General features: G+C 42.0%; 19 protein-coding genes. 13 read left to right on the top strand and 6 right to left on the bottom strand.

The window, feature by feature from the left end; genetic code table 11:
- Window positions 1–143: 143 nt before the first annotated feature.
- The 3 genes from QWZ01_RS17275 to QWZ01_RS17265 all read left to right on the top strand — a co-directional run bounded on the left by QWZ01_RS17275 (window position 144) and on the right by QWZ01_RS17265 (window position 3,809).
- Entirely contained in the window at window positions 144–1,325 is a 1,182-nt protein-coding gene (locus QWZ01_RS17275) for a formimidoylglutamase (protein WP_290325387.1), read from the top strand.
- Between the two features lie 57 nt (window positions 1,326–1,382).
- Window positions 1,383–2,558, top strand: a complete 1,176-nt coding sequence (locus QWZ01_RS17270; protein ID WP_290325385.1) for a TlpA disulfide reductase family protein — start codon at window positions 1,383–1,385, stop codon at window positions 2,556–2,558.
- Between the two features lie 102 nt (window positions 2,559–2,660).
- Window positions 2,661–3,809, top strand: coding sequence for a TlpA disulfide reductase family protein (locus QWZ01_RS17265; protein WP_290325383.1), 1,149 nt, complete (start codon window positions 2,661–2,663; stop codon window positions 3,807–3,809).
- A gap of 161 nt (window positions 3,810–3,970) precedes the next feature.
- Here QWZ01_RS17265 and purD read toward each other — a convergent pair whose 3' ends face one another.
- The 3 genes from purD to QWZ01_RS17250 all read right to left on the bottom strand — a co-directional run bounded on the left by purD (window position 3,971) and on the right by QWZ01_RS17250 (window position 6,970).
- A complete protein-coding gene (gene purD / locus QWZ01_RS17260; RefSeq protein WP_290325382.1) occupies window positions 3,971–5,245 on the bottom strand; it encodes a phosphoribosylamine--glycine ligase in 1,275 nt (424 codons plus the stop codon).
- Window positions 5,246–5,347: 102 nt separating this feature from the next.
- Complete coding sequence (locus tag QWZ01_RS17255; RefSeq protein WP_290325380.1) at window positions 5,348–5,764, bottom strand: acyl-CoA thioesterase; 417 nt, start codon at window positions 5,762–5,764, stop codon at window positions 5,348–5,350.
- 150 nt (window positions 5,765–5,914) lie between these two features.
- Window positions 5,915–6,970 (bottom strand): alpha/beta hydrolase, encoded by a 1,056-nt coding sequence (locus QWZ01_RS17250; protein WP_290325378.1) that lies wholly within the window; start codon window positions 6,968–6,970, stop codon window positions 5,915–5,917.
- Between the two features lie 532 nt (window positions 6,971–7,502).
- Between QWZ01_RS17250 and QWZ01_RS17245 the strand changes: the two genes are divergently transcribed.
- Window positions 7,503–8,384 carry a DUF3078 domain-containing protein gene (locus QWZ01_RS17245; protein WP_290325376.1) on the top strand — a complete coding sequence of 294 codons (882 nt, stop codon included), beginning with the start codon at window positions 7,503–7,505 and terminating at the stop codon, window positions 8,382–8,384.
- Window positions 8,385–8,472: 88 nt separating this feature from the next.
- Here QWZ01_RS17245 and QWZ01_RS17240 read toward each other — a convergent pair whose 3' ends face one another.
- Complete coding sequence (locus tag QWZ01_RS17240; protein WP_290325374.1) at window positions 8,473–8,826, bottom strand: hypothetical protein; 354 nt, start codon at window positions 8,824–8,826, stop codon at window positions 8,473–8,475.
- A 49-nt stretch (window positions 8,827–8,875) separates the two neighbouring features.
- On the bottom strand, window positions 8,876–10,087 hold the full coding sequence (gene hmpA / locus QWZ01_RS17235) for an NO-inducible flavohemoprotein (RefSeq protein ID WP_290325372.1): 1,212 nt from the start codon (window positions 10,085–10,087) through the stop codon (window positions 8,876–8,878).
- A 147-nt stretch (window positions 10,088–10,234) separates the two neighbouring features.
- Between hmpA and QWZ01_RS17230 the strand changes: the two genes are divergently transcribed.
- The 9 genes from QWZ01_RS17230 (at window position 10,235) to QWZ01_RS17190 (ending at window position 18,914) form a co-directional block, all read left to right on the top strand.
- A complete protein-coding gene (locus tag QWZ01_RS17230; RefSeq protein ID WP_290325370.1) occupies window positions 10,235–10,672 on the top strand; it encodes an RrF2 family transcriptional regulator in 438 nt (145 codons plus the stop codon).
- 277 nt (window positions 10,673–10,949) lie between these two features.
- Entirely contained in the window at window positions 10,950–12,047 is a 1,098-nt protein-coding gene (locus QWZ01_RS17225; RefSeq protein WP_290325368.1) for a vWA domain-containing protein, read from the top strand.
- A 126-nt stretch (window positions 12,048–12,173) separates the two neighbouring features.
- Window positions 12,174–13,682 carry a sigma 54-interacting transcriptional regulator gene (locus tag QWZ01_RS17220; RefSeq protein WP_290325367.1) on the top strand — a complete coding sequence of 503 codons (1,509 nt, stop codon included), beginning with the start codon at window positions 12,174–12,176 and terminating at the stop codon, window positions 13,680–13,682.
- Between the two features lie 111 nt (window positions 13,683–13,793).
- Entirely contained in the window at window positions 13,794–15,071 is a 1,278-nt protein-coding gene (locus QWZ01_RS17215; protein WP_290325365.1) for a metallophosphoesterase, read from the top strand.
- A 30-nt stretch (window positions 15,072–15,101) separates the two neighbouring features.
- Window positions 15,102–15,989, top strand: a complete 888-nt coding sequence (locus QWZ01_RS17210; protein WP_290325363.1) for a UbiA prenyltransferase family protein — start codon at window positions 15,102–15,104, stop codon at window positions 15,987–15,989.
- A gap of 3 nt (window positions 15,990–15,992) precedes the next feature.
- Window positions 15,993–16,622, top strand: coding sequence for a class I SAM-dependent methyltransferase (locus QWZ01_RS17205; protein WP_290325361.1), 630 nt, complete (start codon window positions 15,993–15,995; stop codon window positions 16,620–16,622).
- Between the two features lie 161 nt (window positions 16,623–16,783).
- A complete protein-coding gene (locus QWZ01_RS17200) occupies window positions 16,784–17,437 on the top strand; it encodes a C40 family peptidase (protein ID WP_290325358.1) in 654 nt (217 codons plus the stop codon).
- A gap of 209 nt (window positions 17,438–17,646) precedes the next feature.
- Entirely contained in the window at window positions 17,647–17,874 is a 228-nt protein-coding gene (locus QWZ01_RS17195; RefSeq protein ID WP_290325356.1) for a hypothetical protein, read from the top strand.
- Window positions 17,875–17,945: 71 nt separating this feature from the next.
- Window positions 17,946–18,914: an alpha/beta fold hydrolase gene (locus QWZ01_RS17190; protein WP_290325354.1), complete on the top strand. Its 969-nt coding sequence runs from the start codon at window positions 17,946–17,948 to the stop codon at window positions 18,912–18,914.
- A 103-nt stretch (window positions 18,915–19,017) separates the two neighbouring features.
- Here the strand turns inward: QWZ01_RS17190 and QWZ01_RS17185 are convergent, their stop codons facing one another.
- On the bottom strand, window positions 19,018–20,472 hold the full coding sequence (locus QWZ01_RS17185) for a serine hydrolase (protein ID WP_290325352.1): 1,455 nt from the start codon (window positions 20,470–20,472) through the stop codon (window positions 19,018–19,020).
- Between the last annotated feature and the right edge of the window lie 69 nt (window positions 20,473–20,541).

Below are 20,541 nucleotides of genomic sequence, written 5' to 3'. Positions count from 1 at the left end.
TGCAGATGTGCAAATGTGTATTAGATATGCAGATGAGGGAATGTGTGAATGATTTTAATTCTATCAATTCCTAAATTCTTTAATTCTGGTTCAGACAAAAATCTGCACATTTGCATATCCAGAATCTGCACATTTGAAAAATTATGTCCTTAGCTGATTTTTTTACACCCATTGATCTCAAAAAGATTGCTCCTAAAAAGGGATATTATACCAGCCAGCTTGGCGATAAAATTGTGCATTATTCTGTTGATTTTCCTGATTTGGAAGAAAAAACTGATCTCGCCATCATTGGTGTGCTGGATGATCGTAATGCTGTTGACAACAGCGGCTGCGCTCTCGGCCCCGACTATATCCGCGAAAAACTTTACCAGCTTTATGAGGGCAGTTATACCGTAAAAATTGCCGATTTAGGTAACATCCGTGCGGGGGCTACCGTTACTGATACCTATTTCGCGCTGAAAACCGTAGTGGCCGAACTGGTGAAAAAAGATATTATACCTATTATATTGGGGGGCGGACAAGATCTGACCTACGCACAATACCTGGGTTATGAGGACCTGGAACAAAAGGTTGACCTGCTGGTGATCGATTCGCACTTTGATCTTGATGAGGATGATAAACATGATAGTTTGGAAACTACCTCGCGCTCTTATCTCAACAAAATATTTTTGCATGAGCCTAATTACCTGTTCAACTACAGCAATCTTGGATATCAAACCTATTTTGTGAGCCAGGAGAGCCTAAGGGTAATGGATAAACTATATTTTGATGTACACCGCCTGGGCGAGCTGAGTGGTAATGTGGCGGTTACTGAACCTGCTATCCGCAATGCCAGCATGATCAGCTTTGATGTGGGGGCCATACGTTCGGCAGATGCCATGGGTAATGCGAATGCTTCGCCCAATGGTTTTTATGGTGAAGAAGCTTGCCAGCTTTGCCGTTATGCCGGTTTTAATGATAAGTTGAGTTCTATCGGCTTTTATGAGTTTAACCCGGCGTATGACAGTAACGGCCAAACCGCTACGCAACTGGCGCAAATGATATGGTATTTTATTGAGGGGGTTTATAACCGCAAGCGCGACTTTCCGCTTAATCCTAAAAGCCAGTATCTTATTTACAAAACAAGCTTAAAGCATGAAGATCAGGAGGTTGTGTTTGTAAAAAGTAAAAAATCCGATCGCTGGTGGATGCAGGTACCTTACCCAAGCGGAGGCTCGCGCAATGAGCGTTTTCACCTGGTGCCCTGTAGTTATGCCGATTATAAAATGGCCGCATCCGGCGAACTGCCCGACCTTTGGTGGCGCACCTATCAAAAATTAAATTGATCATTATAATTCAATCAACCTTTTAACGTTAACACATCTTATAGTTTTATATTCAAAATGAAGAAGTTATTTTTTTATATAGTAGCCATGATGCCCGTAATGGCTTTTGCGCAGACTGCTACCGATACCTTTACTATTAATGGCAAGGTGGGCAATGTAGGTGCCCCGGCAAAGGTTTACCTGATATACCAGTTGGGCGCCAATAACGTGATCGATTCGGCAAATGTGGCTAATGGTACCTTTACGCTTACCGGCACCTTGCTAAACCCGGTTAATGCAACACTGGCACTTGACTATAAAGGTGTTGGCCTTGAAAAATATGTACAGATTAATTACCCTGACGGCGGCCCTTCAAAAACCGCTGATGACCTGAACCTTTTTTTGGAGAAAGGAACTATAACCATTACCAGTAAAGATTCGGTTTCAAAGGCAGTAATAACCGGATCGCCGTTAAATGATGATAACAAAAAGCTGGTATCGCAATTATCAGTTATTAACAAAAAAGCACAGGCTTTAATGGCCAAGGCCAAATCTGCATCACCTGATGTGCAAAAAGATCCTGGTTTTCAGGGAGCCATACAGGCGCAGTACAAAAATATACAGCTTGAGCAGAAGGTTATATTCAAAAACTTTATTACCAGTAATCCTAATAGTTATTTGAGCCTGCTGGCTATCAATTCGGTAGGTGGCCCATCGCCTGATCCAAACGAAATTGAGCCGTTGTTTAATGGTCTTTCACAAAGTTTAAAAGATTCTGAAGCTGGAAAAAATTTACAGCACGCTATTAATTCATTAAAAGTAACAGCTATAGGTGCCATGGCTCCTGATTTTATGGAGAACGATGTAAACGGTATTCCGGTTAAGCTTTCATCATTCAGGGGTAAATATGTGCTGCTTGATTTTTGGGCATCATGGTGTGGCCCATGCCGTCAGGAAAACCCTAACGTGGTACGCAATTACAATAAATACAAGGCTAAAAACTTTACCGTAGTAGGCGTGTCATTAGATAAACCGGAAGGTAAGGCAGCATGGCTTGCCGCCATTAAAAACGACGGATTAGAATGGACACAGCTATCTGACCTGAAATTCTGGAACAATGAGGCAGCTGCCCTTTACCAGGTAAGTTCCATCCCTCAAAACTACCTGATTGACCCTACCGGTAAGATCATTGCCAAAAACCTGCGTGGCGGGGATCTGGACGCCAAACTGGAAGAACTGTTCGGGAAGATTTAGTTGGTTCATTAGCTATACGGGCTCTTCTAAATATTGCAGATTATTATTTGTAATATTTTAGTTCATATTACTTACAGTATATGAATAATATTAAATTGCGTAATGAATATTACGCAATTTAAAAGAATAGCTTTATTGGTAATTGCTGGTTTACCGGCTGTTGCTTTTGCACAGGATGCTAAATATACAATACAAGGAAAAATAGGTGATTATAATGCACCTGCGCGGGTTTACCTCGAATACCGCGTAGCAAAAGGCAAATCGCAGGTAGATTCTGCTGATGTTGTTGGAGGTAAATTTCAATTTAGTGGCAATATAGGTTCAACCCCCAAAAGTGCTTATTTGTTATTTAATGCTAAAGGTACCGGCGTAGGTAGTGCTAAAGATTACCGCGATATTTACCTTGAGCCTGGCGTTATCAATATAAATGCTGCCAGTGAAATGGCTAAAGCAACAATAGATGGCCCCAAAACCAATCAGGATAATAAGAAGTATCAGCTTGCACAGAAGCCTGTAAATGACGCATACAAGGCACTGGAAGAAAAACAAAAAGCCGCTACCCCGGAACAACAGAGTTCGCCGGAATTTATTAAACAAGCCAAGGCTGATGAATTAGCAATTGATAAGCAAAGCGCAGAAGTTGACAAGAAATTCATTGCCCAAAATCCCGATTCCTTTATCAGCCTGAATGCGCTGGAATCATACGCTTACAGTGCCGATTACGTAGATATTGCTCCTTTGTTTGATGCCTTGACACCGGCCTTAAAGGCTACTGATGCAGGTAAGGAATTTGCAGATCGGATGCCTAAAATTAAAGCAGTGGCTCTGGGTGCAACCGCACCGGAATTTACCGAAGCCGATACCAGCGGTAAAATGGTGAGTTTATCATCGTTTCGTGGCAAGTATGTGCTGATAGATTTTTGGGCTTCATGGTGTGGCCCTTGCCGCCGGGAAAACCCAAATGTGGTGCAGGCTTACAATCATTACAAAAATCAAAAATTTACCATTTTAGGTGTTTCGTTAGACAGGCCTAATGCCAAAGAAAAATGGCTGGCAGCCATACATAAAGATGGCTTAACCTGGACACATGTATCCGACCTTAAATTCTGGGATAGCGAGGCGGCCGGTTTGTATGCTGTACGCGGTATACCACAAAACTTTTTACTTGATCCCAACGGTAAGATCATAGCTAAAAACCTGCACGGCGAGGAGCTTGAAAATAAACTGGAAGAGCTGTTCGGGAAGATATAATTAGTTCATTCGTGGGTTAGTTCATTGGTTGAATTGGTTCATTAGTGAACAGACTTAAAAAAAAGCCAGATCGTGATTTATAACGATCTGGCTTTTTTTATGGAATGATAAAAGGTATAAAACCATCCACCAATGAACTAATGAACAAGTGAACCAATAAACTACAATAGGTCAAAGCCTATATCTCGTCTGAAATACATGCCATCGTAGTAGATGCGGCTGGCATCGGCGGTGGCTTGCTGCAGGGCGTTAAACATGTTATCCTGCAGGGTGGTTATGGCTAAAACACGCCCGCCGGTAGTGATCACGCTTTCGCCATCGGCAGATGTACCCGCGTGGAAAACGATGGATTCCTTGATGTTTTCGGTTCCGGTGATTACTTTGTTTTTCAGGTATTCGCCCGGATAGCCGCCTGCAACCATTACTACAGTGGCCGCGGTTTTAGGGCTTATTGCTAATTCTTTTTCGTTCAGGTTACCTTCGGCAACGCCTTGTAATAGATCAACAAAATCGGAGTCGATGCGGCGCATTACGCTTTCTGTTTCCGGATCACCCATACGGCAGTTATATTCAATTACCCATGGCTCGCCATTGGTATTCATGAGGCCGATGAAAATAAAGCCTTTATACGGGATATTATCTTGTTTTAAACCTTCAACAGTAGGAATGATCACTTTTTCCTCTACCTTTTTCATAAAGGCGGCATCAGCAAATGGTACCGGCGAAACAGAACCCATGCCACCTGTATTCAAGCCGGTATCACCCTCGCCAATACGTTTGTAATCCTTAGCTTCTGGCAGTATCTTGTAGCTGTTGCCATCGGTCATTACAAAAACCGAAAGCTCAATACCCTGTAAAAATTGCTCAACCACTACGCTTGAACTGGCTTCGCCAAATTTGGCTTCGGCAAGCATTTGGGTAAGTTCCAGCTGTGCTTCTTCAAGGGTAAGGCATATCAATACACCTTTGCCGGCGGCAAGGCCATCGGCTTTTAATACCACGGGTAAACCTGCAGTGGCCAGGTAGGCAAGGCCATCCTGTAAAGTATCTTTAGTAAAGGTTTTGTAAGCCGCTGTAGGTATGTTATGCTTTTGCATAAACTGCTTAGAGAAATCCTTGCTGCCTTCCAACTGTGCGGCGTGCTGTTGCGGGCCAATTACCGGAATACTTTTCAGTTCCTCATCGGCCAGGAAAAAATCATGAACTCCCTTTACCAGCGGCTCTTCGGGGCCAACCAATACCAGGTTAATGTTGTTGCTTAATACAAATGCTTTAATGCCTGCAAAGTCGGTAACCTTCAGATCAACGTTGGTGCCGTATTGCCTGGTACCGGCATTGCCGGGAGCAATAAAAAGTTTCTGGCATTTTGGGCTTTGAGCTATTTTCCAGGCGAAGGCACTTTCTCTTCCGCCCGAACCGAGGATCAGGATATTCATGGCGGCAAAGATAGTTATTTGCCTGCAAGTTTCATTTGATATGCAAAAAGCCCTTAACCGGGTGGCTAAGGGCTTTTTTACAAAAACGCGGATGCAATGGAATTAATCTTCCAGCACGGGCGCGTCTTTTATTTTTTCCAGTACCGATTCGGGCAAATAAGGGCGGCCTCCAGTTGCCGGTACGCAAGTGCCGGTGAAAACAGCTTTGGTCATTACCTTGTTGTTTAAAATGATGGATTGTTTAAAGTGCAGTTTAGGTAAGTCTGCTTTATCTTTAAACAAGGTACAAGTAACGGTAAATTCATCGCCCTTTTTTAATGACCTTAAAAAGCTGATGCTGTAGTTTGACAGCACCATGTAAATACCGTTTTTAGCTTCTGTTTCAAAATCAAACCCAAGTACTTCCCTGATATAGTCATGCCTGCAATATTCCATGTAAAATGGGTAATACAGGCCGTCCATAATTTCCTGCACATCTATGTGCTCTTCCTTCGCAACGTATGTTTTTGAATATTCCATTGTGTTATCTTTAATGGGTGATAGCGGGCAAAGGTATAGATTTTCTGTTTTAACGATGGGCACCAAAAACGGTATATCGGAGAGTTTTTTTATCTATAAAAAAAGCCCCTGACATTAATGACGGGAGCTTTATATATATGATGGATCGAGTTATTTAGCAAAGGCATTTTTTAATTCGGTACCTGCCTGAACCATGGCAGCCTGTGTGCCAGGAACAGTGGCTATAGGGTTTAGCAAGCCCCAATCGTGGATCATGCCGTTGTAACGCATTGATTTTACCTTAACACCGGCTTCGTCTAATTTGCGGGCATATGCTTCGCCCTCATCACGTAACACGTCGTTTTCGGCAACTTCAACTACTGCTGGTGGCAGGCCTTTCAACTGCTCAAGGGTAGCTTGTAATGGTGATGCATATATTTCCTTACGGGCATTCAGATCAGTAGTGTAGTTATCCCAAAACCATTTCATCATGTTCTTGGTAAGGAAACGACCAGTAGCAAACTGGTTATATGATCCGGTTTCAAAGTTGGCATCGGTTACCGGCCATAATAATACCTGTAATTTAATAGCAGGGCCTTTTTTATCTTTTGCCATCAGAGCCACTGCTGCGGCCATATTACCACCTACGCTATTACCGGCAACAGCCAGGTTTTTACCGTCTACATTAATTTCGCTGCCATGCTCGGCTACCCATTTGGTTGCGGCGTAAGCCTGGTTAATAGCTACCGGGTAATGCGCCTCGGGCGATGGGGTGTAGTTTACAAATACGGCAGCTGCGCCTGATGCTACCACAATATCGCGAACTATGCGCTGGTGGGTAGGAAAATCGCCAAGTACCCAACCACCGCCATGAAAGTACATGAACACCGGTAAGGTACCGGTTGCACCCGAAGGTTTAACAATATGTAATTTGATGGTTTGCCCATCGGTTGTGATGGTTTTTTCGGTAATAGTGATATCTGAATAATCAAACTTAACCGACTCCTGTGCACCTGTTAATACCGCGCGGGCATCTTTAGGCGAAAGCTGTTCAATAGGTTTACCAGTGCCTGAGTTAAGCACTTTTAAAAATGCCTTGATGTTACTTTCAATGTGTGGGTCCTGCTGTGGGTCAATAGGTTGTACAGTTTGTGCTGCTGCAGAGCCGCCTACTGTAAGTGCCAGAATTACGGATGCAATTTTGTTGGGGGTAGTTGGAGTTTTCATGTTATTATGTTTTTTAAATGTGTTTGTTATCATTTATTGAACACAACAAAGGTACCGACCCTAATAAAGCAACTCAATGCACAGTTGTAGACATGTATAGCACATTTTTCCCCGCACAGCATTTATACATGGAGCAAGCCAGGGAAAATTTTACCTTTTTTAACGAATTGTTTAAAATGAGCCATGAAATAATTGGTATGCACAATAAGCTGAACAATATAATATAGAGTAGTTAATACTAAACTATAGGTAACAAAAAGCAACATTTTACGCACTAAATGTAACAAGTAATGGCTCAATTACCTAAAAAGTGCGATAAAATGCAGTGGTACAATTGCGTTTGGTAAATATGAATAATTACGCAAAATAATTAATTACGATATTTGATAAGGTATCTGTCAGGGCATTGATAAATAAGATGCCCAAAAAACGGATGAAATAGCATATCAGATATATGATCATATATTGATCTGTTATAGTGGTAAGGATGAATGGCAGGTAAGGCTTTTAACCATTAAACATTTTTACACCTATGAAAAAGATCATCGTACTCGTGGCATTATTATGCATTGGTTTTGCTGTTCACGCGCAGGACACTAGCAAGGTTGACACCGCGAAAAAATGGAAAATACACGGCGAAAATACATTTCTGATCAGTCAAAGCTCCTACCATAATTGGTCGGCAGGTGGTGTGAATGCCTTTGCCGGCAACCTGATCTTTAATTACGATTTTAATTATAAAAAGGATAAATGGAGCTGGGATAATAAAGTGATCCTCGGCTACGGGTTAAGCAAACAGCAGGATGCCGGCTGGCGAAAAAACGACGACCGCATTATCCTGAACAGCTTATTGGGCCGCCAGGCATCAAAATACTGGTTGTACACTTTTTACATGAACTTCCAGACCCAGTTTACCAAGGGTTATGATTATGGCACCGAGCCTAAAACTTTAATATCCAATTTTCTGGCCCCGGCTTACCTTACATTCGGCCCCGGTTTTGCTTATAAGCGTTCTGATAATTTCAGGATCAATATATCGCCTGCTGCTGCCCGTATCATTATATTGAGGGATGATTATCTATCGTCCATAGGTGCATTTGGCGTTACTCCCGGCAATAAAAGCTTGTTCCAGTTTGGTGCCTCGTTAGATGCTTATTACAAAATTAACCTGGTGCAGAATATCAGCCTTGAAAACATCCTGAAACTATATTCAGATTACCTGCATAAACCAGGTGATATTTATACCGACTATACCGCCAACCTTTTTATGAAGGTGAACAAGTTTGTAACGGTAAATGCCGGCTTGCAAATGATATATGATGGCAAAACCAGGATACCTAATGATGATGGCAGCTCAAAGATTGCCCTGCAGGTTAAACAAATTTTTGGAGCAGGCTTAACGTATAAGTTTTAAGCAGCTGTTTTATTGGAGTGTTTGAAATCATATTAAACAGAAAAACCGGCTACGGGCCGGTTTTTCTGTCTTAAATAAAGACATATAGTTACAAGAAAACAACAAGCAAAATCATTACAGCATGTACAAGCAAGCTTATAAAGAAAGTGGCCAGCGTAGTACGTATGCCAGAGCCACACATGTTGGCTACAAAAGTACTGAAGAAACAAGCTATGGTAATAGCCAATACAATTACCGGCGCGTTATAATAGTATATTAAAACAGCAGGGATGGCCAATATAAGTGTACCGTGCACCATCAGGTTTACAAACCACCATAAGGTGTGGTTCTCCTTCTGACCATCGGCAAAGCGGTTGAATTTTTTTATCAAATTAAAGTTTTCATGTTTGGTTTGTTCCTTGGCTGTCCAGCTAAGCGGAACGGTGGTTTTTAAGGTGTTCATGATATTATTAATTTTAATGTTCTGATAATAAATTAGTACGGTAAGCGGCTTAGTTTAACTGGAGTACCTGCGGGCCAAACTCTTCAAAATAAATGTTCTGTTTGTTTACGCCAGCGGTAACCAGGTCCTGGTATTGTTTTTGAATAAATACCGATGGCCCGCAAATAAAGTAATGCGCATCGGGCTGCAGGTTTAATGATGGTATTTTGTTGATATCCAGATGGCCTTCCAAAACTCCGGCTTCTACATTATCATCGGTTGCCTGATTATAAAATACGTGCTGATTAATATTGGCTTTTGTGCTCACGATCTCATCCAGCTGATCTTTAAAGGCATGTACTGACTCATTACGGCAACCATGCAGCCAGGTAATTGGGTGAGGGTAATCACTTTCAACCAGGCTATGCAGCATGCTCATTAATGGTGTAAGGCCAACTCCACCGCTAATTAAGGTAACCGGCGCATCCATATCTTTCATCAGTGTAAAATTGCCTGCCGGCGCGGTTAGGTCAACAAGGTCATTTTCATTGATAAAATTATGCAGGTGATTGCTGATCATGCCATCTGTATCCAGGTTAGGGCCTTTTTCTCTTTTTACAGATATGCGGTAATATTCGTTACCGGGTGCGCTTGATACACTGTATTGCCTGGCTTGTTTCAGGTTAAGCTCGGGCAAAAACATACGTATGCTGATGAACTGACCGGGCAGGTGAGGAGCCACTTTACCGCCATCGGCAGGGTATAAATAAAATGAAGTGATCTCGGCCGATTCAGGTGTTTTTTTACCCACCTTGAAAGGGCGCCAGCCTGTCCAGCCGTTGGTTCTGTTAGTTTGGTGTTCATACAGATTAGCTTCATGGCCGCTCATTAAATGAGCAAGCTGGTTATAGGCTGCTGTCCAGGCATCAATAATTGCGGGTGTGGCAGCCTCGCCCAAAACTTCCTGTATAGAGGCTATCAGGTGTTTACCCACTATAATGTAATGCTCGGGGCGAATATCCAAACTGATATGTTTGTGGCCAATACGGTCAACCACGGGCATTAATACACCAGGGTTAGCAATGTTTTCGGCATAGGCCAGTACCGCCATGGCCAGGGCTGTTTGCTGTTTGCCGCTTTGCTGGTTACCCATGTTAAACAGGTTTTTAAGCTCGGGGTGATGGGTAAACATGCGGTTGTAAAAGTATTTGGTAAGTAATACGCCGTTTTCTTTTAGTACCGGTACGGTAGCTGTAATGAGTGTTTTCTGTTCGGTTGTCATAATTAATATATTAATACCTTTTTATCTTTTATTTAGATCTGATGATCTGTTTGTTTGGTTGATTGACAGGACAAATCTATATAATAAAAAAATAAAAGACAAAAATATCTTTTATTAATTTTTTTGTTAATTTTGTTGTATCAAATTATGGCGATATTTTCAAAAACATGTGAGTATGCTATCAGGGCTGTGTTCTTTATAGCCCATAAAACAGCAACAGGCAGCAGGGTAGGTATTAAAGATATTGCCCAGGGGATAGATTCGCCTGAACATTTTTTGGCTAAAATACTACAGGATTTGAGCCGCAAGGGACTGATCAGCTCCATAAAAGGACCGCATGGAGGCTTTTATATAGATACCCCGGCACTATCACGACCACTTAGTGAAATTGTGGAAGCTGTGGATGGTAACAGTTTATTTGTAGGCTGTGCCCTCGGTTTAAAACAATGTTCGGAGATTAATCCATGCCCCTTGCATAATGAGTTCAAAGCCATTCGTAACCGCATACACGCTATGCTGGCCACTACTACCATAGGCAGCTTTAACGAGGAATTGATGGAGGGCTTGCTCTCGCTAAAAAAATGAGATCACTTAGAGATTGTTTTATTCATTCGCCAGCCTACACTTCGCAAGACGACGCTAACTGCAAGCTAAAAAATAGAACCCCTCTTTGCGCATGCGCAAAGAGGGGTGACAAGCGCAGCGATGTCGGGGGTGAGTACTCTTCTCATCCGCACATCTAAAATCCGCACACTTGCACATTTTTCATTTGTCATACTTACCTAACAATTTGTTTTAATACCCCGTATACTAAACTATTAAGAATAATTATCCGTTTCTTTATATGTAGAAAGGACACGATATGCGCGGTTTTGGATTTTCCAAGTTTAAGCCCAACCAAATCCCTAAAGGCGGATTTGAAGAACTATTAAAATTATTCCTGGAATTGCTCAATTATACTTCGGGCGATGCAGGCGAAGCCTTAGCCTGGCTAAATGAGCTCGATAAACAATATAATCTTACCAATGACGATTATGGCATGGGCGATTTTATTGACGAGCTTAAACAAAAAGGCTACCTCGATGAAGACAAACAAAACGGTGGTTTTAATATTACTGCCAAAACGGAGCAGAGCATCCGCCAGTCGGCTTTAGAAGAAATTTTCGGTAAATTAAAAAAATCAGGCAAAGGCAATCACCGCACCCCGCAATCGGGCCAGGGCGATGAAAAAAATGCCGAACGCCGCGAGTTTGAATTTGGCGACAGTCTGGATCAGATAGACATGACCCAGTCTATCCATAATGCTCAGGTTAACCATGGCATTGGCGATTTCATGATGACGGAACGCGATCTGGAGGTTGAGGAAATGGATTATAAAACCCTTACTTCAACCGTACTGATGATCGATATTTCGCACTCCATGATCTTATACGGGGAAGACAGGATTACCCCGGCCAAAAAAGTAGCCATGGCCCTTGCCGAGCTCATCCGCACCAAATACCCAAAGGATACACTTGATATTGTAGTTTTTGGTAACGATGCCTGGCCTATAACCCTGCAGGATCTGCCGTATTTACAGGTTGGCCCTTACCACACTAATACTTATGCCGGTTTAGAGCTGGCTACCGATCTGCTTCGCAGGCGCAAAACGCACAACAAGCAAATTTTTATGATAACCGATGGCAAGCCTACCTGCTTAAAGGAAGGTACCCGTTATTATAAAAACAGCATCGGGCTGGATAGAAAAGTGGTGAACAAAACACTGAACATGGCTGCCCAGTGCAAACGCTTAAAAATACCTATTACAACTTTTATGATTGCGAAAGACCCTTATCTGCAGCAATTTGTTCGTAAATTTACTGAAACCAACGGCGGTAAGGCTTTTTACAGCTCACTGAATAATTTAGGCGAGTATATTTTTGAAGACTACGCCAGGAACAGAAGAAAAACGGTAAGATAATTTGATTCGGAAAGTCCGGAGATTCGGAAAGTACGAAAGATAAAATTACCTGCCCGTAAACTATCAAACAAAAACAACACTTCCGGATTTTCGGACTTCTCGAACTTTCGGACCACATTAAAAAGAATGAACAAACTATTGGATATAAAAACCCTCGGCCAGCTTAAACAAACTGATTACAAGAGCCGATCGGTTAAAGATGAATTACGCGCCAATTTAATTGCCCAGCTAAAAAAACGCGAAGGCGGTTTTGAAGGTATTGTGGGTTTTGAGGATACTGTTATCCCCGATCTGCAAACCGCTATACTATCACGTCATAATATTTTATTACTCGGCTTACGCGGCCAGGCTAAAACCCGTATAGCACGCTTATTGGTTAATTTGCTTGACGAGTATGTACCTTATATTGAAGGATCTGATCTGTTTGATGATCCTTACAATCCTATTTCATGGTATGGCCATACAACAGTTACCAACATGGGCGATGATACACCTATTGGCTGGATTCACCGCTCAGAACGCTATACCGAAAAACTGGCTACTCCTGATGTTACCGTTGCCGATTTGATCGGCGATGTTGACCCTATTAAAGCGGCCACACTGAAACTAACTTATTCAGATGAACGTGTTATTCACTTCGGGCTTATTCCACGTGCACATCGCGGTATTTTCGTAATCAACGAGCTGCCCGACCTGCAGGCCCGTATCCAGGTATCGCTGTTTAATATTTTGCAGGAAAGAGATATTCAGATCCGTGGTTTTAAACTGCGCCTGCCGCTTGATATTCAGTTTGTGTTTACAGCCAACCCTGAGGATTACACCAATCGCGGTTCAATAGTTACACCACTTAAAGACCGTATTGAAAGCCAGATATTAACACACTATCCGCGCACTGTTGAAATTTCAAGAAAAATAACCCAGCAGGAAGCTTCTATTACTGATGAGCAGCGCAAAAATGTGGAGGCTGATGACCTGGTGAAGAACCTGGTTGAACAAATTGCCTTTGAGGCCCGCAACTCCGAATACATTGATAAAAAATCAGGGGTATCGGCTCGTTTAACCATCTCGGCGTATGAAAACCTGATCAGCAATGCCGAGCGCCGCATGATCATTAATAATGAAAGCAACACTTTTGTACGCATCACCGACTTTTTGGGTGTAATACCTGCCATTACCGGTAAAATTGAACTGGTATATGAGGGCGAACTGGAAGGCCCCGGAAAGGTAGCCAACATACTTATTGGTAAAGCTATTAAAAGCTTACTGCTTGAGTTTTTTCCCGATCCGGAAAAAGCTAAGAAATCAAAGGGTCCAAACCCTTACACCAGCATTATAAACTGGTTTGGCGAAGGTAATAACCTTGCCCTGGTTGATGATATGCCGCTGCAGGATTACAAAAAAGCACTTAATGAGGTTGCCGGTTTAAAAGACCTGGTTAAAAAAAGTCACCCTCGCCTTACAGAGAACCAGCTATTGTTGCTGATGGAGTTTGTATTGCATGGCTTGTCTGAATTTTCGCAGCTTAATAAAGGTTTCTTAGATAACGGTTTTGCCTTTTCTGATATGTTCAACAGCCTGTTTAACCTGCAGCCTGATGACGATGATGATCTGGATTTAGACGATGATCGTTATTAATTAAAAAGTATCAAGTATTTAGTATCAAGTATCACGACTTTTTGGTTTTTTTGTGAAAGTATCAGGTACCTTGATACCTGATACTAAATGCTCGATACTAAACCATAAAAAATGACAGAACAGGCGCTAAACATTATCCTGATAATTGCCATACTGCTGCTTATTGATCTATATGTACTCCACGGTATCCGCGGTGCATTCAAAAAATGGAAGTTGCCCCACTCGGGCGACTTTACTTTTTTTTACTGGTTGGTATCTGTTTTACTCATTACAGGCCTTTTATTAGCGGTATATGTTAACCTTGGCGTTGGCCCGCGTGCAGCTGCTCTACTGGCTTTTTTCCTGGTATTCTTAGGCAAAATATCCTTTCTTCCTTTTTTGTTAATCGACGATCTGCGCAGGATGCTTGTATTAAGACGCAACAGACTGCACAGAAAACCTGAGGACATCAGCATCCCCCCTCAGGAACATGCCATTCCCCGTTCAGAGTTTTTGATGAAAGCCGGTTTATTGGCCGGGGCAATCCCCTTAGCCGGTATCAAGTTAAGTATGCCCCGCGGTTTGTATGATTACCATGTAAAATACCAAACCATGTATCTGCCTAATTTGCCCAGGGCTTTTGATGGCATTAGGCTGGGGCAAATATCAGATATTCACTCAGGCAGCTTCTTCAATAAAACAGCAGTGCAGGGCGGTGTTGACATGCTGATGAAGGAAAGGGCCGACTTCATATTTTTTACCGGCGACCTGGTTAACGGCGAGGCTGATGAAATGAAAGATTACGTGGACATCTTTACAAAAGTAAAGGCTCCGCTTGGCGTTTACAGTTCGCTTGGTAACCATGATTACGGCGATTATGGCATTTGGGATGTTCCGGGACATAAAAAGAAAAACCACGAGCAGCTTATAGCCACTCATAAAAACATGGGCTGGGACCTGCTATTAAATGAACACCGCCGTCTTAAGATTGATGGTGAAGAAATTGGCATTTTGGGTGTTGAAAACTGGGGCGAACTAAGTATATTTCCCAAATACGGCCGTATGGACCTGGCTACTAAAAATACGCACGACCTTCCGGTAAAACTGTTATTATCACATGACCCATCGCACTGGAGGGGAGAGGTGTTGCCCAAATATCCGCAAATAGATGCCATGTTTTCTGGCCATACCCATGGTATGCAGTTTGGTGTGCGTACAGAGCACTTTCAATGGAGCCCAATTGAGTATATTTACAAAGAATGGGCCGGTCATTATAGCGAGGGCAAGCAACAGTTATATGTTAATGTAGGCTTTGGTTTTATTGGTTTACAGGGCCGCGTTGGAATATTGCCGGAGATTACGATATTTACACTCAAAGCCGGCCAGGATCCTTCCGGATACCGATCATAACAGGTCAAATGCAGCGGCTATTCATGACCAATGAAAAAATTATTTCAATCCGCGTTTGATTTTTTGCTGTTCAGTAATATTTTCATGGCGCTTTGCGCGGTTGCACAGGCATTGCTCACCTTTCAGTTAGTAAACGTAAAACCCATGTTTACGGTATTAGGGCTTTTGTTTACATCAACCCTCGGTATCTATAATTTTTGTATCCTCATAACCCGTCCTACACAGCCCGAAACATCACCCTATAAACGCGTACGATGGTTTTTTGCCCATTACAGGCTCATGGTAACGTTTACCATTGTTTCGCTGCTATCGCTTATCCCTCTTTTCTTTTTAATAACAACCGAATCAAAAATATTGCTCATTTTTTTGAGTGTGTTATCATTCAGCTATAGCCTGCCCTTGTTTACCGTTGGCGATCATAAATTCGGGCTCCGCAACATTCCCGGTTTAAAACCTTTCCTTATTACCCTGGTATGGACAATGAGCTGTGTTTTATTCCCCATACTGGAAGTGCTGCACCGTTATACCAATGATGTGAGCATGCGCGATACCACCATCATGATAGCCAAGCGCTTTCTGTTTATAGGGGCTCTTACCATTCCCTTTGATATCCGTGATCTGTTTCAGGATAAAAGGCATGGTTTAAAAACCATCCCGGTAGCCTGGGGCGAAAAAAATGCTTATTTATTTTGCCAGGTTTTACTGGCCGGATATATCGTTTTGCTGTTCATCTTCAGAAAAAACGGCTTTAATACCGATTTCTGGGCGTTAACCGCTACTGTAGTCCTAACAGGCTGGCTCATATTTAAATCGGCCTGGAAAAAAGACGAATACTATTACTTCTTTTTTATGGATGGCGTACTTATACTGCAATACGTTATATTGATGGCTGCCCGTTTTGTTACCGCCCATATTTAACATATGGCAGCTAATTACAATAACTCGGCATGGTTTTATGACAGGCTGTCGCGCTTGGTTTATGGCCGGGAATTGATTCAGGCCCAACTTTATCTTATTCAATATATTAAACCTGGCAGCCGCATACTTATAGCGGGTGGTGGCACCGGGTGGATATTAGAAGAGATCACCAAACTTCATCCATCGGGCCTACACATTACTTATGTGGAGGTAGCAGCAAATATGATAACCCTGTCACAAAAACGGAACACAGGTAACAACCAGGTGGTTTACATCAATAACGCCATTGAAAATGTTGATTTTGATGTTGATTTTGATGTTGTGATAAGCCCTTTTCTGTTCGACAACTTTACGGAACAAACATTAAAAACCGTATTTAACCATCTGCATGCTTTGTTAAAACCCGGCGGCCTGTGGCTTAATGCCGATTTTCAGCTTACCGGCAAATGGTGGCAGCAGCTTTTACTGAAAAGCATGTTCATTTTCTTCCGAATAATTTGCGGTATCGAAGCCAGTAAACTCCCCCAAATTGAAATCTGCTTTACCCAAAATGGTTATAAGCCTGTTAGTCAAAAAACTTTTTTTAATGAGTTTATCCTGGCTAAAGTTTACAGCAGCACTAACCTGGGCTAAACCCCGAAACATTTCCCTCAAAGCTGTTGGGTAATAATCAAACAATATGTAGGTTTTTACTCAATATAATTTTAACTTAACACTTCAGTTAATAACGTAAATAGCATATAATGAACATGATATAAAGCAAGTATACAAACCTTTCATTAAACCCTGCCCTCATGGATTATTCAGTAAAACCAGGCGATACCTTAAGTAAAATAGCAATGGTCTTCGCAATTCCGGTAAGCAGCATACTGGCTGTAAATCCGCAAATAACCAATATAAATGCTATTTCGGTTGGTGAACTCATCAGGATCCCCAACATGGATGATGTTCCTGCCGATGCTCCATTTGATATTCCTGTTGAATCGGCACAATTAATAGCCCGTGCCCGTTCTGTGGTTAGCAGCAATATTTTATACAAATTAGCCAGCGGTGGTATGTTTCCGGATGACCCTAAACCTACCCGAGATGGCCTTTGCGATTGCAGTGGATTTATTTGCTGGGTAATTGGCTTATCCAGGAAAACAGATATCCCTTTTTACAAAAGATTCGGAGGTTGGATATTTACAGATTCCATGGAAGCTGATGTCAATTCCGACTCAGGTATATTTGAAAGGCTGCAGCGCCCGGAACCAGGCTGCATAGTAGTTTATGGTGCCGGTAATAAAATTGGGCATGTAGGGCTGGTATCTGTGGTTTCAAACGGTGCCATGCAAAAAGTAATTCATTGCAGCTCGGGTAATTCTACAAAATTTAACCAGGCCATATTGGAAACAGCACCAACCGTTTTTAACCGCCCGGATGCCTTATGGGGAAGATTTATAGGCTGAGCATTTCTTTTCATTTTTTTAGACCCACACCTTATAACGACTAAATTTCGTTAGATTAAATGACCAATTAACGAAATACAACGACTAACAAAATTGTACAGAATAGTTTAATTTGTTGATAATCAATTTTTTATGTGAAATAAAGCCTTTGGCATGCTTCGTGCCTACTGTCCATATCCACACATTTGGTTTATGAAACGGAGGCACTCATGGAAATTATATTTTATGTTACTCATGCCGCTATGCTGATCTGTATTGGCGGCATTCTTTGGTCGGTTTTGTCCGGATTTTTTTATGGTCGTGAAGTTCAAAATGTTCAATCCTCAGCATCTAATGATGCATATGTAAAACCACACCATCGGAAGGTAATAACCGGATTATACCGTGCAGCTGTCTCGTTGATAGTTACCATTACCCGATTGTATATCACTAATTAATTGTAAACCACTTCTGTTATCATGAAACAGCCAATCTTATCCATTAAAACACATAAATTATCTGCTGTGTTATGAAGGTATTAGCCGTAATCATTTGCTGTGGTTTGCTGAGTTTATTCGGTTTAACATCAGATGCTCAACAGCATGTATCAAAAAACAACAATGTAAAAGAAACAACCATGGAACAGGCAACAAGAACGCTCTATAAAACTGCTGAAGTTGACGGACTTAAAATATTTTACAGAGAAGCCGGGCCAGCCAACGCACCGGTAATTCTGTTGTTGCATGGTTTCCCGTCGTCATCCCGCATGTTTAACTCGCTGATGAACGAGATTGCCGATCATTATCGTTTAATCGCACCAGATTATCCGGGTTTCGGTCATAGTGATTATCCATCTACCTCTGCCTTTCATTATACTTTTGATAACATTGCAAAGATCATGGCCGATTTCACCAAAGCGCTGGGCCTTCAACATTATCATTTATACCTGCAGGACTATGGCGGGCCCATAGGTTTACGCTTAGCGATGGCCCATCCTGAAAAACTGGAGTCACTTATTATTCAGAATGCTGTGAGTCATGAAGAAGGGCTTTCGCCACTGTGGGAGAAACGCAAGGCCTACTGGAAAGATAGTGCAGCCAACAAACAAGCCCTTATCAGCAATTTTACATCTGCCGAAGCTACCCGGCAAAGGCATGTTGGTACCTCCCCACATCCAGAAAGAATTGATCCGGATACCTGGACCGATGAGTTAGCATGGCTAAACAGCCCCGGGGTACTGGAAGCGCAACTGGATCTGTTTTACGATTATCAGAACAACGTAGCTATGTATCCCAAATTCCAGGCATGGCTCCGCAGTTTTCACCCTCACCTGTTGGTGCTTTGGGGTAAGTATGATCCATCATTCGCCGTTGCTGGTGCACATGCTTATAAAAATGATGTTCCAAACGCGCAGGTACACATCCTGGATGCCGGTCATTTTGCACTTGACGAAGCCTCAAAAGAGATTGCAGCTTACGTAAGGGGATTTTTAAAATAGTTATCAATACAGTTTTAACCATCTCCATTTATCCGCCCCGCACATAAACAATGTACAGGGCGGAGTTTTATCAATTTTTATCAGGTAAGTAATTCATACTATACTACTGAATCTTTTTTGCTTCGTTCTTATGCCCGTTTTCGTTTAATATCACCTTGTCAACTTTGCCTTCTGTATTTTTTGAAAACTCCACTTGTACGGGTACTTCTTTGAGGAAAAATTTTGTCTGGCTCTCAGGATACAGGCTTAATTTAGGCTGACCAGTGGGCTGGCCCATCAATTTGCCATCTTCATAGGTTATGGTTACAGTAACAGTTGGAGTTATGGCGTATTTGCCAACATACGTTTGCAATACCGCTTCAGGTACAACAACCAAGGTTTTAATATTTGAACGATAAAGTCCTTTAAAGCCATATACTTTAGCCACACTGTTGATCACTTCTTTAATAATATCATCACGATCTGAATTAACCATGACCACAACACCATTTCCGCCTTCAAGACTGCCATAATACTGATTACGAAAACCTACGTTAGCACCGCCGTGCTGGAAATATTTGGTACCGTCCAACTCATCAACAAATACACCAAGAGCCGCTGTTTTATCCAGATAAGGAGTAAGCCTGAGTTTGGTTGTGGCTTGATTAAGCACTTTGGCCGATTTACCCTCATAAGCCAGCTGCGTTTCAATAATATATTTAGCCAAATCTGTCGGTGTGGTCCACAAGCCGGCAGCTGCCTGCTCAGGATGAATCTGGTATTTGCCCGGAACCTGCTTACCATTGGCGTAATAAGCAGTAGCCAGCATTTTAGGTTCAATGCCCACAGGTGGTTGCGCGTAAGTACTATTTACCATTCCGAGCGGTTGCAGAACCTCTCTTTTCATATAGTCGGCATAGGGTTCATGGGTAATATCCATCACTACCATTTGCGAAATAGTAACGCCACCACCAGAATATTCAGATCTTAAACCCGGTGCATACATAGAACGAACCGCCGCGGAATTGGCCGGAGGACTGCCATCTAATATTTGCGGAATAGTAGGCAGCGGTTTGTTTTTATTGTAGCCTTCAAAGCCATGAACCGTTAAACCTCCTGTGTGACTCAACAAATTGGCCACGGTGATCTTTTTACCCTTGCTTAAGCTATCATAGGGAAACTTCCAGCTATTGAGGTAGGTATTGATATCGGAATACAGATCAAGCTTTTTATCCTGCATCAGTTTTAGCACCCCAACCGCATTTAACGACTTACTGATAGAACCTGACTGGAAAAGTGTATTTGTTGTAACCGGGATTTTTAAACTATCATTAGCCAGGCCGTAACCTTTAGCCCAGGCAATATGATAATTCTGAATCACGGCTATGCTTAGGCCATTCACTTTATAAAAAGCCATTCTTTCCTGTATAGAAGCCGGTTTTTCACCAGCTACTTGTATGGAGCCTACAAGGTTGGTTTCTACCTGCTGAATTTTGTTTTTTGTATCGCTTTGGGCAAATGCAGTTTGTTGTACCAGTAATAAAATAGGTACAATAATTAATTGAATAAGTGTTTTCATTTAGGCTTATATTTTGATTTAAACAATTATACGAAATATAATTTTGTATTTTATATTATTTCAAAATAA

It is taken from the genome of Mucilaginibacter aquaedulcis, from assembly GCF_030409325.1.
Taxonomy (GTDB): domain Bacteria; phylum Bacteroidota; class Bacteroidia; order Sphingobacteriales; family Sphingobacteriaceae; genus Mucilaginibacter; species Mucilaginibacter aquaedulcis.
This window is presented reverse-complemented; position numbering and strand designations above follow the sequence as displayed.

Bases quoted from the DNA above. Each gene is read 5' to 3' on its own strand.
- QWZ01_RS17275 (WP_290325387.1), top strand. From the start codon at position 144: ATGTCCTTAGCTGATTTTTTTACACCCATTGATCTCAAAAAGATTGCT.
- QWZ01_RS17270 (WP_290325385.1), top strand. From the start codon at position 1,383: ATGAAGAAGTTATTTTTTTATATAGTAGCCATGATGCCCGTAATGGCT.
- QWZ01_RS17265 (WP_290325383.1), top strand. From the start codon at position 2,661: ATGAATATTACGCAATTTAAAAGAATAGCTTTATTGGTAATTGCTGGT.
- purD (WP_290325382.1), bottom strand. From the start codon at position 5,245: ATGAATATCCTGATCCTCGGTTCGGGCGGAAGAGAAAGTGCCTTCGCC.
- QWZ01_RS17255 (WP_290325380.1), bottom strand. From the start codon at position 5,764: ATGGAATATTCAAAAACATACGTTGCGAAGGAAGAGCACATAGATGTG.
- QWZ01_RS17250 (WP_290325378.1), bottom strand. From the start codon at position 6,970: ATGAAAACTCCAACTACCCCCAACAAAATTGCATCCGTAATTCTGGCA.
- QWZ01_RS17245 (WP_290325376.1), top strand. From the start codon at position 7,503: ATGAAAAAGATCATCGTACTCGTGGCATTATTATGCATTGGTTTTGCT.
- QWZ01_RS17240 (WP_290325374.1), bottom strand. From the start codon at position 8,826: ATGAACACCTTAAAAACCACCGTTCCGCTTAGCTGGACAGCCAAGGAA.
- hmpA (WP_290325372.1), bottom strand. From the start codon at position 10,087: ATGACAACCGAACAGAAAACACTCATTACAGCTACCGTACCGGTACTA.
- QWZ01_RS17230 (WP_290325370.1), top strand. From the start codon at position 10,235: ATGGCGATATTTTCAAAAACATGTGAGTATGCTATCAGGGCTGTGTTC.
- QWZ01_RS17225 (WP_290325368.1), top strand. From the start codon at position 10,950: ATGCGCGGTTTTGGATTTTCCAAGTTTAAGCCCAACCAAATCCCTAAA.
- QWZ01_RS17220 (WP_290325367.1), top strand. From the start codon at position 12,174: ATGAACAAACTATTGGATATAAAAACCCTCGGCCAGCTTAAACAAACT.
- QWZ01_RS17215 (WP_290325365.1), top strand. From the start codon at position 13,794: ATGACAGAACAGGCGCTAAACATTATCCTGATAATTGCCATACTGCTG.
- QWZ01_RS17210 (WP_290325363.1), top strand. From the start codon at position 15,102: ATGAAAAAATTATTTCAATCCGCGTTTGATTTTTTGCTGTTCAGTAAT.
- QWZ01_RS17205 (WP_290325361.1), top strand. From the start codon at position 15,993: ATGGCAGCTAATTACAATAACTCGGCATGGTTTTATGACAGGCTGTCG.
- QWZ01_RS17200 (WP_290325358.1), top strand. From the start codon at position 16,784: ATGGATTATTCAGTAAAACCAGGCGATACCTTAAGTAAAATAGCAATG.
- QWZ01_RS17195 (WP_290325356.1), top strand. From the start codon at position 17,647: ATGGAAATTATATTTTATGTTACTCATGCCGCTATGCTGATCTGTATT.
- QWZ01_RS17190 (WP_290325354.1), top strand. From the start codon at position 17,946: ATGAAGGTATTAGCCGTAATCATTTGCTGTGGTTTGCTGAGTTTATTC.
- QWZ01_RS17185 (WP_290325352.1), bottom strand. From the start codon at position 20,472: ATGAAAACACTTATTCAATTAATTATTGTACCTATTTTATTACTGGTA.